Raw genomic sequence first — 15,716 nt, 5'->3', positions numbered from 1 at the left:
ACTGACAAGGCTCGTCAAGCCGAGTCTGGCCTCCTCAGAGCTCTTCGTGAAGCACGAGCTGCAGGATCATACGACCTCCTGTGCAGCCGACTGTCCCACCGAGTGAACCAGTGTTTGGTGAGCTCGGAAGCCAGTAGGTACGTCACCGTGATCAGCAGCAGACCTGTCATTAGCGGCCAAGGCAACGGCACGAACCCGAAATAGCCCGCGAAAGGTGAATAGGGAAGTGCTACGGCCGCGATGGCGGTCGTCAGTGTCAGGAAGGGCAACATTCGGCCCGGCCTGCTCCGCCAGAAGAAGGACCGCGTGCGCACGATCAGCACGATTGCCAGCTCAGTGAGCAGGGACTCGATGAACCAGGCAGTTTGAAAGGTCGCTGGTTCCGCTTTTACCAGCAGAACAAGAGCGGCAAAGGTGACGAAGTCGAATAGCGAGCTCACCAGTCCGAAGCTCACCATGAATCGACGCACGTAGCGAATATCCCAACGGCGGGGGCTGCGCATTTCCTCGCGATCTACCCTGTCGCCTGCAATGGCGAGCGCCGGCACATCAGACAAGAGATTGTTGAGAAGGATCTGTTTGGCGAGCAGGGGCAGAAACGGCAGAAACATGGAGGCGAAGGCCATGCTGATCATGTTGCCGAAGTTTGCGCTGGTCGTGATGGAGATGTATTTCATTGTGTTGGCAAAGGACCTGCGCCCGTCGTCAATGCCACGAAGAAGAACATTCAAATCGCGTTTCAAGAGCACGATATCCGCGGCTTCTCTCGCGACGTCGACGGCCCCATCGACCGAGATGCCGACATCGGCTTCATGCAAAGCGGGCGCATCGTTGATTCCGTCCCCGAGATATCCGACCACATGACCGGCACGGCGCAGCGCCTCAATCACCCGTTCCTTCTGATTTGGGTCGATCTCGACGAAGAGGTCGATATCGGGCGCTCGTGCGAACAGCGAGTCTCTTGTCATTTTCGACAGCTCGCCGCCCGTCAGTATTCTCGACGAGCTCAGTCCGATGGTGTTCGCCAGGTGCACGGCGACATGGCGGTTGTCCCCCGTAATCATCTTTAAGCCAATGCCGCGCTTCGCAAGAACTTTGAGGCTCTCGCTGATGCCCGCCTTCGGTGGATCGAGAAAAAGCAGGAAGCCGGCGAAGCACAGTCCCTTTTCATCTTGCCGACCACATGCTTGCGAACGTGCTATTTTGCGAACGGCCAAACCAAGCACTCGGTAGCCCCCACCACTCCACGAGCGAAATTTCTCGTCGATCGCCTGCCTCGCCGCGTCCGTGAAAGCTGTGGGCGCGTCTCCGTCCAAAATCGAACTGCAAACGGCCAGCACGTTCTCGACAGCGCCCTTGCAAATCAACAGATCGCCATCAGGATCACCATCCTTCCGGACGACGACAGAAAGCCGTTTTCTGACGAAATCATACGGAATCTCGTCCACCTTCGAGTAAAGAGACGAGGAAGGCGGTGCATTTTCTGCCAAGACGATCGCTTCATCGAGTGGGTTCTGTAGCCCCGTTTGCATGGAAGCATTCAACCGCGCCCACAAATAAATTCTCGGGGAAGATTCTCCGCCGACGTCGAGGGAGGCGTCCAGGTGCACAACACCTTCGGTGAGCGTCCCCGTCTTATCGGTACACAGCATGTTCATGCTGCCGAGATTCTCGATTGACTCGAGACGCCGGACGAGGACGCCGCTTTGGGCCATTGTGCGCGCTCCTCGCGCGAGCGTAATGCTGATGATAGCCGGCAGGAGTTCGGGACTGAGCCCGACGGCCAGTGCGATGGAGAACAGCAACGAATCGATCGGTTCGCGTTGAAGAAGCAGATTAGCGAAGAAGACGAGAATAACGATTACCAGCATAATCTCGGTCATAAGATAACCGAAACGGCGAATTCCGCGCGCGAATTCGGTCTCTGGACTGCGCCGTGCAACCGCCGAGGCAATCGCTGCGAATTCTGTAGCGTCACCTGTCCTGATCACGACGACGCTTGCAGTGCCGCTGCGGACCGAGCTCCCGGTAAAGACCGAGTTCGACCTTCCCGACAACGAGGTTCCAGGGTCCACCGTTCCGGGAGACTTGGAGACTGGAAAAGCTTCCCCAGTGAGGACTGCTTCGCTCACGTTGAAGTCGCGTGCTTCGAGAATGATGCCGTCGGCGGGCACAAGGTTGCCCGCGGAAAGTCGAACAATGTCTCCAGGCACGACATCCAACGCCGAAATCACACTCGGCCCTCCGTCTCTGAGCACTGTCGCCTTTTGAGCGATGCGCCTGCGAAGCGCCTCTACGGCGCGCGACGCTCGGTATTCCTGCACGAAACTCAGGGCGCAGCTTACAAGAACGATGAGAATGATAATGAGCGCATCGGTTCGCTCACCCACCAGGGCGGACATGCCGGCTGCGAATACAAGGATAAGAATGAGCGGACTTCGGAATTGCCGGACCAGAACGGAAAGGGCCAGAAACCTCTCTCCCCGCGTCACGGAATTGCGCCCATAACGCTGCAGACGTTCGCGCGCGTCTGCGCTGCTCAAACCCGTTGCACGGGTGCCATACTCAGCCATCAGATCAGAGGCCGGGGCGGCCCAATAGGCGGTCCCTCCTCCATATTCGGATGCTAAGGATCCCATGGAGCCTTCCTGTCGGCATTCGTCTGGAGCAATTCGACAAGGATGAACCGTTGCGATGGCGAATGCATTGCGGAAGGTCAATTTCCAGAAAGGGTTGCGTGCTTTGAGCGCGATCAACGCACCATCGAAACACTACAATATCCTGGTGGGTCACGTAGTTTGAGGTGAAGCCATGACCATTCGCAACCTTCATCACGCCATCGATCCGAAGTCGCTTGCGATTATCGGCGCCTCAACGCGCAGCGGATCGCTTGGCCGGGTTATCATCGAAAACGTGATGGCGGCAGCATTCGAGGGCGAAATCTGGCCCGTGAACCCCAAATACGACGAGGTGGCAGGTCTTCGCTGCTATCGCCGTGTAGCGGACATTCCAAGTGTTCCCGACCTCGCGATTGTTGTCACGCCTCCGAAAACCGTGCCGGCGCTCATCCATGAGCTGGGCGTGAAGGGAACGCGCGCTGCGGTGGTCATCACGGCGGGCCTCAACGCTGACCAAGGTCTGAGACGAGCGATGCTCGATGCTGCGAAACCATTTCTCTTTCGCATCATCGGGCCGAACACCGTAGGCCTCATCGTCCCATCAGCGAAGCTCAATGCGAGCTTCGCGCACTTGCAGGCTCAGCCAGGCGACATCGCGTTGCTTTCACAATCCGGAGCAATCGCGACTTCATTGATCGACTGGGCGGCCGACAACAACGTCGGCTTTTCCAAAATCATTTCTCTCGGCGACATGGCCGATGCTGACGCCGGCGATTTCCTCGACCTGCTGGCTGGCGATCCCAAGACGCGGGCGATCGTCATGTATCTCGAGACCATCCCAAATCCCCGGAAGTTTCTGTCGGCGGCTCGTGCCGCCGCTCGGGTCAAGCCGGTTGTCGCGATCAAGTCGGGCCGGCACGTGGAGGCAGCCAAAGCGGCGGCCACGCATACCGGCGCGCTTTCAGGTGCCGATAAGGTCGTGGACGCGGCTCTGCACCGCGCCGGTATCTTGAGAATCGAAGGCCTTGGCGAATTGTTCGACGCGACGGAAACCATCGCGCGCTTTCCCTCTCTTGAGCGAAGCCGTGTCGCAATAGTCACCAATGGCGGCGGAGCCGGCGTCCTCGCCGTGGATCGGCTGGTGGACTTGGGGTGCGAGCTCGCGGATCTTTCTCCGGACACCATACGCTGCCTGGAGCGAATCCTGCCCGCCGATTGGTCGCGCGCCAATCCGGTCGATATAATCGGCGATGCGTCGCCCGAACGATACAGGGCGGCGGTCGAGATCGTCGCTCCCGGTCCGGGAGTGGACATCCTGATCGTCATGAATTGCCCGACAGCCCTTGCCTCGCCCGTTGATGCCGCTCGTGCCGTCGCCTCCCTTGCGCGGTCCGGGACAATCTCGGGCAAGCCCGTTCTGACATGCTGGTTGGGCGGCCTGACCGCTCGTGAGGGTCGTCATGTGCTGCAGCAGGCCGGGCTGGCAAGCTACGACACACCGTCCGATGCAGCCTTGGCGGTTTCCTATCTCGCCAGATGGTCGAAGGCACAGGAGGCGCTTCTGCGGGTGCCCTCTAGCCAGGCGGCCGAAGCGCCTGCGGACCGTGCAGTCGTCCAATCCATTTTGCAGCGGGTGGCTGGTGAAGGGCGCCATATGCTGAACGAACCCGAAGCCAAGATGGTCATTGCGGCTTATGGCATTCCAGTCCCTCGAACCGTCATCGCAAGCTCGCCGGAGGAGACGGAAAGGGTTGCCGCATCGCTTCTCGAGGACGCGACGAGGGTCGTCGTCAAATTGATCTCGATGTCGATCACGCACAAATCCGATGTGGGCGGCGTCGTCCTCGATATCTTAACCCCTATGGCCGCCCGAGAAGCCGCCGAGGCGATTGTCGCGCGGCTGAAGGCCCACGACCCAGATGCCGTTGTCGATGGCTTTGCCGTCCAGCCGATGATTGAACGCGGACACTCGCGGGAACTAATCCTGGGCATCAGCCGAGATCCAATCTTCGGTCCGGTCATTCTGTTTGGATCGGGAGGCGTTTCCGTCGAGGTGGTCGAAGACACCGCAGTGGCGCTTCCCCCGCTTGACACCATGCTCGCCGGCGACCTGATCGATCGGACACGGATCGGGAGGCTCCTCGCCGGTTTTCGCAACGAGCCGGCCGCAGACAGGGCAGCGATCTGCAAGGCGCTCACTGCGCTATCGCAGATGATCGTCGATTTTCCCTGCGTGCTCTCAATGGATTTGAATCCGATGGTCGCCAGCGCCGAGGGAGTCATCGCGCTCGACGCGCGCATCGAAATCGACCCGCAGGCTGTCGCGCGCCCCGGCCCCAATCGCGATCTCGCGATCCGCCCTTATCCGAGCGATTGGGAAAAGCAGGTCACGCTCGCTGACCGGCTTTACCAATTGCGACCGATCAGACCGGCAGACGCCGCACTCTACCCGGATTTTCTTGCCAAGACATCCGCGGCTGACATCCGGCTTCGCTTTCTGTCATCGCGCAAGCACTTCCAGGACAAGATGCTGGTGAGGCTCACGCAGGTGGACTATGAACGCGAGATGGCCTTCGTAGCTCTCGACAAGCAAAGCGGCACGCTTGCCGGGATTGCCAGACTTTACGCGGACCCCGATCACGAGGCCGCGGAATATGGCTTGCTGGTCAGGACCGACCTGCAGGGGCAAGGACTTGGCTGGGCTCTTCTGGCTCATCTGAGGGATTATGCTGCAGCCGACGGTCTGCAACGAATCGAAGGACTCATTCTGAGTGAGAATTCGAAAATGCTCAGAATGTGCCGCGAGTTTGGATTTGCGATTTTACCGCACCCGGCCGATTCAACCCTAAGGATTGCGACAATGGCGCTGCAGCCTCAGGCGGGAGCTTCTTGACCGGGATCAATGTAGCGGCCCCCATCTGGCGTAAATTGGCTTTCAGAATTCCACGCCGCCTGGGGAGACCAGAGCAATGACCTACAAGACAGTTCTTCTCGTGCTCGATGCCAACCAACATGAAGCTGATCTGACAGCGGCGGCGGATCTCTGCGCCGCGGCAAACGCACATCTCTCGGTCTTTCTGGTGAAGGTCGCTCCGCCTCAGTTCGGAGACTATACGGCTCTCTCGGTCGCATGGCTCGACATTCGGGCGGCCGAAATTGAACAGCTCGACAAGGCCATCGAGGCGTCACGAACGACGCTCAAGGACCTTGGAATATCGTCCGACGTAGCCGGCGAGTACATCGAAACTGCATGGGACGACGACCTGGTTGGAGAGCGGGCACGCTACGCTGACGTTACATTGATCGGGACCAGCATGGATCCCTCGTTGCGGACGCGCGCCATCGAGGGTGCGCTTTTCTATTCGGCGCGCCCAGTCCTGCTTGCAACAAACCGACAATCGGTAACTTTGCTTCCCAAGAGGATTCTCCTGGCCTGGAACTCAAGCTTCGAATCCACAAGGGCCGCTCGCGAAGCGCTCGATATGATGAGAAACGCCGAAAGCGTAAACGTCGTACTGGTTGACCCGACGGCAGCTTCTCGCAGGAACGGCGGAGAACCTGGCGCGGATGTCGCAACTTATCTCTCGCGACACGGCATACATGTGACCGTCGATCGGCTTCCCAGCGCCGGACGCCGGGTCGAGGAAATTCTCAATCAGCATGCGCTGGACACCGCCGCCGATCTGATCGTCATGGGTGCCTATGGGCGTTCGCGCCTTCGCGAAAAGGTGTTCGGTGGTGTAACCAAGGCGATGATCGAGGCACCCATTGTACCGGTGTTGATGGTCCGCTGACGTTCCTCGAGTCAGATTGAAAAAAGGTGCCCGTTCTATGCGATGCTCAGACTGCTGACAGCCCCGTCGGTTTTCAGCAGCGGTGTTTTGGCCCCGTCTGGGTTGGGAAAGGTAGAGGTCGTCTGGATGCGATTTCGCGGCACCCGACCCATTCAACCGCACGGACTCGCAACATTGGTGCCGCAGTCTCAGGCGGGAGCTTCTTGAGAGAGATCAATGTGGCCGTCGTCACGTGGGGTACATTGCTTATGAGAGTGTTAATCGGCTTCGGAGGAGCAAGGAAATGACCTACAAGACAGTTCTTTTGGTGATTGATGCGAACCAAAACGAGAATGATTTAACAGCGGCAGCAGATCTCTGCGCTCCCGCAAATGCCCATCTTTCGGTTCTCCTGGTCAAGCTCGCCGTTCCGCCTCCGCTCGGAGAGTATGCGGCCATGTCGGTCGCTTGGCTCGACGAACGGGCCGAGGATATGCAGCAACTAGATAAGGCGGTGGAGAGAGTCCGAGCAACGCTGAAGGGCCTCGGGATCTCATTCGATGCAAATGGCATCTACTGCGAGACCGCATGGGCCGACGACGATGTCGGCAACCGCGCGCGCTATGCGGACGTTACGTTGATCGGCGCCAGTCTGAAGACGGATTCTCCGTTGCGAGCGCGTGCCATCGACGGAGCGCTCTTCTATTCGGCGCGACCGGTTCTTCTCGCAACCAATCGCCAATCCGTCACCTTGCGTCCGAAGAAAATTGTTCTCGCATGGAACTCGACCATGGAAGCCGCGAGAGCGGCCCGCGAAGCTTTGGAAATCATGGAGAGCGCCGAGGAAGTGAATGTCGTTCTGGTCGACCCAAGCGCGGCTTCAACCAAAAGCGGCGACGAACCGGGTGCCGATGTCGCCACCTACCTCGCTCGCCACGGCATCAAAGTGACCGTCGATCGGCTTGCGAGCGGAGGGCGCCGAGTCGACGAGGTTCTCAACCAGCATGCAATTGATACCTCTGCCGATCTGATCGTCATGGGGGCGTACGGGCACACACGTCTTCGCGAAAGGATATTCGGAGGCGTTACCAAGGCGATGATCGAGGCACCCATTGTACCGGTGTTGATGGTGCACTGAACACTTGCCTGCCAAATCGAAAGGAAGGCCCCGCATTACGCTGCGCTTTCCTGCTTGCGGTCATGCTTCACCTTCGAATGCGGCTCGGCCAGTCATGTCTTCAATGTCGACACTGAAGAAAATATGCGGCGAAGCTGCTACGACGCCTTGTGGTGCGGGCTTCAATCCACCCGGCTCCCACCAATTTGGCCGCGACTCTAGCAGCGACCAAGCATGCATGTACTCTCTCTGCCAGCGCCCTTCGTGCGACAACTCCTGGTAACGACCAAAAACCAGGACGCTTTTCCATCGGCGCTCACCTGAAAACTCATCGACTTGAAGGCACACATGCGGGTTGGCGCGCATCCAGTCGATCTTCTGACCAGGCATCGAAAAGCAATAGAGGCAGTTGCCAGTGTAAGCATAAGTGACGGGCACGATATAAGGTCTTCCTTCCTTGCAGCAGGCAAGACGAGCCACGTGAGCGGCCTCGACCACGCTATTGCATTCGTGACGGGACAATTCCTTGATGAGCATGATCTCCCCTCCTTAAGACGTGGACCGATGAGTTGAGGTTAAATCTCCATCGGGCGTTCGTGCCTTGACGTCCCTCAAAGACCGTTGGTCGGGAATGGCCAATACTTATACCATCGTTTGGCTACTGGCTGAGAGGAAGGAGACGATCATGAGCGACATTCGCCTACGCCAGGATATTTTGGATGAACTCGAATATGAACCCAGCATAGACGCTGCGAACATCGGCGTGACGGTTGAAGACGGCATCGCCACTCTGACCGGCCACGTTCACAGCTTTGAGGAAAAACACACTGCCGAACGGGTTGCCCAAAGAGTGAAGGGCGTACGCGCGATCGCCGAGGAAATTGTCGTGCGTTTGCCAGAGAACAAGAAGGCTGCCGATGACGAGATCGCCAGCCGCGTGGTAAAAATCCTTGCTTGGGGAGCCGCAATCGCCGACCTCAAGGACATCCAAGTCAAGGTCGAAAACGGTTATGTGACCCTGGAGGGAACGGTCGACTTTCATTTCCAGCGCTCTGCAGCCGAGAGCTTGGTGCGTCGCTTGACGGGCATCACGGGTATCGACAACCGCCTCAGGATCCGTCCCATGCTGGATGTGCTCGACATCAGGCATGGCATCAGAGAGGCGCTCAAACGCAATGCTGAGATCGAAGCCGAAAACATCGACGTAGAAGTATCCGGCAGTCATGTCACCTTGCGGGGGAAGGTTCAAAGCCGGCGCGAAAGGATCATGGCGGAGCGAGCGGCCTGGTCGGCACGAGGCGTGACGGCGGTTGAGGATCACTTGACAATCGAAGAACCCAAGGGCCGATTCAATTCCTGAATGGAGCGCTTCGGATGACCTACGCGACCCTCCCCGATCTTACTTCGCGCAGGGAAGCCCTTGTCGGTAGCGAGGGTGTCGGACTTACAGAAGAGGAGGCTCGCCTTCGGCTTGCGCAATTTGGCCCGAACAGCCTTCCCGAACCGCGAGCCTCCTCGCTCGCGATCACTTTCGTGCGCCAGTTCCGCAGCCCTCTGATCTACATTCTGCTGGCTGCGGCACTGGTATCTCTCCTATTAAGCGATCTGCAAGATGCGCTGTTCATCGGCATCGTACTCATCGCGAACGGCATCATCGGGTCTCTGCAGGAGCACACCGCTACCAAAGCCGCCTTGGCGTTGCGCCGGCTTGAACAGCCGTATGCGAACGTCATCCGCGATGGACGCTTGCGGGAAATCGACGCTCGGCTCCTAGTGCCGGGCGACAGGGTGGCCATTGAGGCGGGCGGACGCGTGCCGGCCGACATCAGGCTCCTGTGGGCGACCGATCTCGTTTGTGACGAGTCCCTGCTCACCGGCGAATCAGCACCGGTGCACAAATCCGGTCCGGTCCAGGCTGCTCCCGGAGAGGGCGAGCGCCCCATGGCGTTCGCGGGCACGCTCGTCACGCGTGGTCGCGGACGCGGCGTCGTCGTCGCGACCGGTGCGACCACGGAGATGGGAAAGATTGCCGCCGAAATCGGCAAGGCATCCTTTGCCAAGCCTCCCTTGATGATCCGTTTGGAACGCTTCTCCCAGCTCATCGCCTGGATCGTCGCGGCTGCCATCGCTCTTCTCGTCCTTGTTGGAATTGCGCGCGCGATGACGCTCAACGAGCTGTTCATGATGTCCGTTGGCCTCGCGGTGAGCGCGATCCCTGAAGGCCTGCCGATAGCGATCTCGGTCGCGCTGGCAATCAGCATGCGCCGTATGGCCAAAGCACACGTCATCGTACGCCGAATGCCGGCAGTCGAAGCGCTTGGCTCCTGCACCATGATCGCCACCGATAAGACCGGCACATTGACGCTCAATGAGCTAACCGTGACCGATATCCGCTTGCCGGACGGCACCGATATCGTCTGCGATACGGGTGCTGATCTGGACGCCTGCACGATCCGGGGCGACGGAACCCCTCCCGCAGAGGCGCGGAAACGTGCCATTGCCTTGCTTAAGGCCGCGTCGCTGCCCAACGAAGGATCGCTCGTCAAGGAAGCGAACGGCTGGACCGCCGTCGGCGATACGGTCGATGTTGCATTGCTGGCAGCCGCCCACAAGGCAGGGCTGCCGCGCGAGGCGATCGAGGACGACTATCCTCTCGTCGCCCGCATTCCCTATGAGCCGGACCTCAAATATGCTGCCTCATTCCACCGCCACGCAGACAGTATTCGCATCTTCGTCAAAGGCGCCGCGGAAACCTTGATCGACATGGCCGACCGCATGGATATGGCTGGTCGTGCCGAACCGATCGATCGGGAGCTCCTCCTCAGGCAAAAGGTAGAGATGGCCGCGCGTGGCCTGCGGGTGCTGGCCTTCGCGGAGGGCGAGACGGCGATCGAGGCAGATGGAGGCTTCGGCCGGCATCTCCTCGTCGATCTGGTCTTCCTGGGCCTTGCCGGAATGCAGGATCCAGTGCGGCCGGAGGTACCGCAAGCAATTCGCGATTGCCACACAGCAGGCGTGGACGTGGCGATGGTCACCGGCGACGACCCGAGAACCGCGGCGGCAATTGCCTCAGAGGCCGGACTGATCTTCACCGATAATCAGGTGGTCACCGGCGAAGAAGTCCGCAGGGCCGAGGAAAAGGGACAGGAAAGTCTCGACGGGCTGACCCGCGATGGTCGCATCTATGCGCGTGTTGCCCCCTCGCAAAAGCTGGCGATCGTCCTCTCGCTGGCCCGCAACGGGCATTTCGTCGCCGTCACCGGCGACGGCGTCAATGATGCGCCGGCGCTGAAGCACGCGCATATCGGCGTGGCGATGGGGCGCAAGGGCACGGAGGTCGCCAAGGAAAGCGCCGACATCGTCATCACCGACGACAACTTCGCCTCGATCGTCAGCGGCATCCGGGAGGGCCGCGTCGCCTACGCCAACATTCGCAAAGTCATTTTCATGCTGATGTCGACAGGTGCTGCGGAACTGCTGCTGTTCCTGCTGGCGATTCCCCTCGGCATGCCTATGCCACTTCTTCCCGTGCAGTTGCTCTGGCTCAATCTCGTGACCAACGGCATCCAGGACATTGCGCTGGCCAGCGAAAACCCGGAGGGCGACGAGCTCAGCCGCGCGCCGCGCCGGCCGTCCGAACCGATTTTCGATCGGCTAATGATCCGGCGCATATGGCAATCCACGCTCGTTATGGGCGCGGGAGGTTTCGCGATGTTCTACGTTCTGCTGAAGCAGGGTTATGGCGAAACCGAAGCCCGCAATCTGCTGCTGTTGTTGTTCGTCCTTTTCGAGAACTTCCAGACCCTCACGAGCCGTTCCGAGCGCAAATCCATTTTCGCGCTAGGGTTCCTTGCCAATCCCCTTCTGCTTGCCTCTATTGTAGCGGCACAGGCACTCCACATCGCCGCCATGTATACCCCTTGGTTGCGAGAGGTCCTGCGACTGTCGCCCATATCGCTGCTGGAATGGGCGATGCTGCTCCTAGCCGCATCGTCAATCTTCTTCGTCATGGAATTCGACAAATGGCGGGTCCGCAGCAGGCCCGCCGACATGCGCGCCTCGTGAGTTCAGCACCACAGTCAATCACGGCTGAGCTTCAGGATATCCGCGACGATGTTGTCCGCCGAGCGATCGGCATCCATCCGGTGCCAATCAAGGTCCCCCACGTCGTAAGCCAGTTGCCGGCAAAGGACATTCAGATCCGCATCGGAGGGCCCTGCGGTCCTTTCGGCAACGCGGCCGCGAAGGACGGATGGGCTCGCGTCCAGCCAGATAGCTGTGTATGGCACATGTGCCTCGCTCGCTGCCGCCTCGATGCGCTGACGATTGGCGAACTTGTCGAAGACGGCTTCCGCGACCACGGATCCTCCTGCGCGCAGGATCGAGAATGTGCGGCACGCCATCTCGCCGTAGACCTTCTCGGAAATCTCCGGACGATAGGCGTCCGCAGAGAGTCGCGTTTCGGCCACAACTCCGTACATCGCCTTGCGGATACGATCGCTTTCGATAATTCTCGCGCCCGGAGGCGAACCGATTTGCGCAGCCAATATCTCTGACACAGTCGTTTTGCCGGAACCACTCAATCCGCCAATGACGATCAACCGGGGCGACCTCTTTTCCAGCAGGAAGAGCGCCAGGTCGAAATAGGATCGAGCCTCGACGGCGAGCGCGTCCGACCGCTCGCCGCTTTCTTCAATCTGGGTTGCTGTGACATGCGCCCTCACGGCAGCGCGGATCGCCATGAAGTAAGGCAGCAGCACGAAGCCATCCTCGTCGCCCGATTCGTCGAGATACCGGTTCATGACCAGATTGGCGAATTGCGGAAAACCGCGATGCCAAAGATCCATCAGCAGAAAGGCAAGGTCGTAGAGCGTATCGATAGTGGCAATCTGGTCGTTGAACTCGATGCAGTCGAACAGCCGCGGTTCGCCATTCAACAGGCAGATATTGCGCAGATGCAGGTCACCGTGGCATCGCCTGACCTTGCCTGCGGCCTCACGCGCATCGAGAAGCGGTGCATAAGCTACCAGGTTGCGCTCGAAAGCTTGTTCGAAATCGGCAAGCTCGACGGGGTCGAATAGCCGGCTCGTGGCAAAACCGGCGGCATTAATACGGAGCACGGCGGCAATGTTCGCGGAGCCGGGTCCCTGATGAACGATCTTGGCCCCCTTATGAAAGCGGGCGATCATGCGTGCCGTCCGGGCCATCAGTTCGGCATCAAGCTTGCCGCCAACGGCCATGCGATCGAACAACGCCGCCTGATCGAAACGGACCATTTCGATGGCCGCGTCGACAAGCTCGTCGCCCTTGTCGAAAGAAAGCCGGCCATCGCGGCCGCGCATGATCCGCCGCACGCCGAGGTACAAGCCCGGTGCAGTGGCGCTGTTCAGAGCCACCTCCTTTTCACAGGCTGCAAGCCTCAATTCCGCCGTCGAGAAATCTACATAGGGCAGCTTCACCGCTCGCTTCATCTTGTAAGCGCGATCGCCGGAAAGGAAGATGCAAGAGATGTGCGTCTCGATGATCTCCACCTTATCCGCGCCACGCACGTGAGGCGCGCTCAAAAAGGCGACGACCTCCGCCTGATCCTGGGTAATCATAAAAGGCGCCTTTCTGTCCGGCTGGGACTGTCTCGCCGATCTGTAATTCATCGTGACGGAGCGCGAACTCTCGTCGCGTCGCAGAATGAAACGATGATGAACGCCACAAGCCTGCGCCTCATTGATGAGAGTCAAGGAACCATGACGCAATGGCGGTACGATCAGGCTTTCGCGGCTCGGGAGGAAATACGACAGTGGATGAGAAGGCAAGAAAGGATCTCGTTGAGAGTCTTCTGCCGGTGGTCAGAGCGGCAGGCGCAGCTATCTTAGCGCATCGCAGGACGCCGCTCCCATTCCGCTTCAAAAACGACGCCTCACCCGTTACTGTTGCGGATCTTGAGAGTGAAGCGATCATACGGCGAACCTGCGCAGGCCTCTTTCCGGCCATTCGGCTCGTAAGTGAAGAAGACGCGTCGAGCTATGAAGCGGGTATTCCTTCCACTTGCCTCCTCGTCGACCCTTTGGACGGGACCAAGGAATTCATCTCAGGACGAGAGGATTTCACCGTCAATATCGCTCTGATAGAGAATGGGGCACCGTCTGCCGGAATCATCTTCGCGCCGGCGCTTGACCGAATGTTCTTCACCAGCGGCTCGGGGAAGCTCGTCGTCATGGATCACGAGGACACCCGCGAAATTCTCGGCGGTGTGGTGGCCGACCAACGCGCGCAGCCGCTGATTCTCACCAGTCGTTCTCACCTTGATCCGCACACAGCAGAGGTTGTTAAGCACTTGCAATCGACCAATGTTCGGCAGGTCGGTTCCTCGTTGAAGTTCGCTCTCATCGCCGCTGGCGAAGCAGATCTCTATCTCCGGCTTGCACCGACGATGGTTTGGGACAGCGCCGCCGGACAAGCATTGATCGAAGCTGCCGGTGGCGTCGTTCTGCGCCCGGACGGCATCCGGCTGCCCTATCTGGCTGAGATGAAGAATGAAGGATTCGTCGCCGCATGCACAATATCTCTCGCTGAGAGGGTCCTGATGCTCATACGCAGTCTTCGCAACACGGGGCCACCGGACTGATCCAGAGCTGCAGCGGCGATGTTTTAAATCGTAGCTGATTTAAGGACAAAACACGCAGGAATTCAAAGTGCTACAGCGTCCTTTGTGCGTTTGAATAGACGTAGGCGCTATTGCCCTGCGGCGCGCCGACCGCATAGAAGCTGGAGAGACTAAAATGAGTGAGACCCCGAACCTTCGATCTCGCTCTCCGCAACGGCAGCGGTGAAGACTGGACGCTCATTTAGCGGACAATGAAGAAATAAACCGCGACTCCGGTACCTGCGGCGAGAAGCGATACAGTGGCGAGCGATGCCCCATAGCGTAGTGTTCCAGACGTCATCGCAACCAATACCCTTCCGCCTGCGTTTGCGAGTACTGCGACGAGCACTGCGGCCGCGACAATCTGCAGCGGTGCCGCTCCGCCGCCGGCGCGAAGCGCCGTCAGTATCGCCACATCGACGTCGAATAACCCTGACACGGCCGAAATCGCGATCAAGCTATTATTGCCCATACCGGTCATCAAGGCCGCGCCGGTCGTAGCGGTCAGGGCAAACAGGCCTGCAAAGATAAGAAGCGGAACGAGCTCAAACGGATTCCGCGAATTGACCGGCTCGTCGGCGGTAGGTGGAGATTTGGTCATCAGAGCGGCACCACCGGCGGCGAAAATGGCCGCAGCCGCGATGATCGGTACGGCGACCACGGGCAAGACGCGCGGGGAGACGAGAAGGACGACCGCCAGCACCCGCAGTAGCGATACGACGGCTGCTATGCTTGCCGCTCCCGCCAATGCCGTAGGCTCCTCACCAGAGCGTGCTTTCTGACCGAAGCTAGCCGTCACGGCAGTCGACGAAACAACCGCGCCCACCAAGCCGCCCACCAACAATCCTCTTGACGAGCCAAGCAAGCGAACCGCGACGTAGCCGATAAATGAAATGGTGGCGCTCAGGACCGTGAAGAGCCAGATTTCACGTGGATTAAAACCGCCCCAGGGGTCAATGGCATGGTTTGGGAGAAGAGGCAGCCCGATCGCGGTCATCGCCGCCAGCACGAGAGCCGAACGCAGTTCGATCCATGACAGTTTCTTGAGAAGGTTGTGCATTAGCTCGCGGCTGGCGAGCACGCCAGCGAGTGCAGCCGCGCCCGCCGCCGCCACCCTGTAATCGCCAGTCACCGCCAATCCGCCGAGCGCGAAAACCGCTAATCCGGCAATGACGCCGGTGACGCTGAAATCCTCATCGTGTCGCGCCTCGCGCAGCTTGAACCAGGTAAAACTCAGCGCGAAGCTCATGAAACCTGCGGCAAAGATGAGGTCGCTCCGCTGCGCATCGGACAGTGCCGCCAAGATCCCCCCAAGCAGACCCGAAATACCATAGGTGCGGAGGCCTGCCGTGCGGCTGCCTGCCGGCGCTTCCCTTTCCCGCCATCCTCGCTCAAGTCCCACGAGCAGGCCTATTGCCAGAGCAAGCCCTAAACGGAGAATAAGAGCTTCCATTCGCTTTCGGCTTCGCCCCCGTGCAACATGCAGCAATTCAAAGTGCTACAGGACCTTAGCGCGTCTGAAAAGACGCACGGCGCTGTATTGTCGCCGCCCCTGGAAGCGCAAGTCT

10 protein-coding genes are annotated in these 15,716 nt (G+C 59.4%); 6 read left to right on the top strand and 4 right to left on the bottom strand.

All coding sequences use genetic code 11. The annotated features are described in order from the left end of the window. Nucleotides 1-14 precede the first annotated feature (14 nt). Nucleotides 15-2,639, bottom strand: coding sequence for a magnesium-translocating P-type ATPase (mgtA, locus tag AU381_RS24620; RefSeq protein ID WP_014857923.1), 2,625 nt, complete (start codon nucleotides 2,637-2,639; stop codon nucleotides 15-17). A 172-nt stretch (nucleotides 2,640-2,811) separates the two neighbouring features. On the opposite strand from mgtA, the gene AU381_RS24615 reads away from it, so the two are divergent. The 3 genes from AU381_RS24615 (at nucleotide 2,812) to AU381_RS24605 (ending at nucleotide 7,529) form a co-directional block, all read left to right on the top strand. After that, on the top strand, nucleotides 2,812-5,511 hold the full coding sequence (locus tag AU381_RS24615; protein WP_014857924.1) for a bifunctional acetate--CoA ligase family protein/GNAT family N-acetyltransferase: 2,700 nt from the start codon (nucleotides 2,812-2,814) through the stop codon (nucleotides 5,509-5,511). Between the two features lie 76 nt (nucleotides 5,512-5,587). Next, nucleotides 5,588-6,412, top strand: coding sequence for a universal stress protein (locus AU381_RS24610; protein ID WP_014857925.1), 825 nt, complete (start codon nucleotides 5,588-5,590; stop codon nucleotides 6,410-6,412). Between the two features lie 283 nt (nucleotides 6,413-6,695). Beyond that, nucleotides 6,696-7,529, top strand: coding sequence for a universal stress protein (locus tag AU381_RS24605; protein WP_014857927.1), 834 nt, complete (start codon nucleotides 6,696-6,698; stop codon nucleotides 7,527-7,529). A gap of 60 nt (nucleotides 7,530-7,589) precedes the next feature. On the opposite strand, the gene AU381_RS24600 is transcribed toward AU381_RS24605, so the two are convergent. Further along, nucleotides 7,590-8,045, bottom strand: a complete 456-nt coding sequence (locus tag AU381_RS24600) for a pyridoxamine 5'-phosphate oxidase family protein (RefSeq protein ID WP_014857928.1) — start codon at nucleotides 8,043-8,045, stop codon at nucleotides 7,590-7,592. A 148-nt stretch (nucleotides 8,046-8,193) separates the two neighbouring features. Here AU381_RS24600 and AU381_RS24595 point away from each other — a divergent pair, with 148 nt between their 5' ends. Together AU381_RS24595 and AU381_RS24590 are read left to right on the top strand one after the other, a co-directional pair. Then, nucleotides 8,194-8,868, top strand: a complete 675-nt coding sequence (locus tag AU381_RS24595; protein WP_015633538.1) for a BON domain-containing protein — start codon at nucleotides 8,194-8,196, stop codon at nucleotides 8,866-8,868. Between the two features lie 14 nt (nucleotides 8,869-8,882). Beyond that, nucleotides 8,883-11,573, top strand: coding sequence for a cation-translocating P-type ATPase (locus tag AU381_RS24590; RefSeq protein ID WP_014857930.1), 2,691 nt, complete (start codon nucleotides 8,883-8,885; stop codon nucleotides 11,571-11,573). A 14-nt stretch (nucleotides 11,574-11,587) separates the two neighbouring features. Here AU381_RS24590 and AU381_RS24585 read toward each other — a convergent pair whose 3' ends face one another. Beyond that, nucleotides 11,588-13,108, bottom strand: coding sequence for a bifunctional aminoglycoside phosphotransferase/ATP-binding protein (locus AU381_RS24585; protein ID WP_037461162.1), 1,521 nt, complete (start codon nucleotides 13,106-13,108; stop codon nucleotides 11,588-11,590). A gap of 194 nt (nucleotides 13,109-13,302) precedes the next feature. On the opposite strand from AU381_RS24585, the gene AU381_RS24580 reads away from it, so the two are divergent. Beyond that, nucleotides 13,303-14,130: a 3'(2'),5'-bisphosphate nucleotidase CysQ family protein gene (locus AU381_RS24580; RefSeq protein ID WP_037456727.1), complete on the top strand. Its 828-nt coding sequence runs from the start codon at nucleotides 13,303-13,305 to the stop codon at nucleotides 14,128-14,130. A gap of 220 nt (nucleotides 14,131-14,350) precedes the next feature. Here the strand turns inward: AU381_RS24580 and AU381_RS24575 are convergent, their stop codons facing one another. Further along, nucleotides 14,351-15,601, bottom strand: a complete 1,251-nt coding sequence (locus AU381_RS24575; protein WP_064244299.1) for an MgtC/SapB family protein — start codon at nucleotides 15,599-15,601, stop codon at nucleotides 14,351-14,353. Between the last annotated feature and the right edge of the window lie 115 nt (nucleotides 15,602-15,716).

The organism is Sinorhizobium glycinis (assembly GCF_001651865.1).
GTDB classification, from domain to species: Bacteria; Pseudomonadota; Alphaproteobacteria; order Rhizobiales; family Rhizobiaceae; genus Sinorhizobium; species Sinorhizobium glycinis.
The sequence above is the reverse complement of the archived record's forward strand: the minus strand, read 5'-3'. Positions and strand labels throughout refer to the sequence as shown.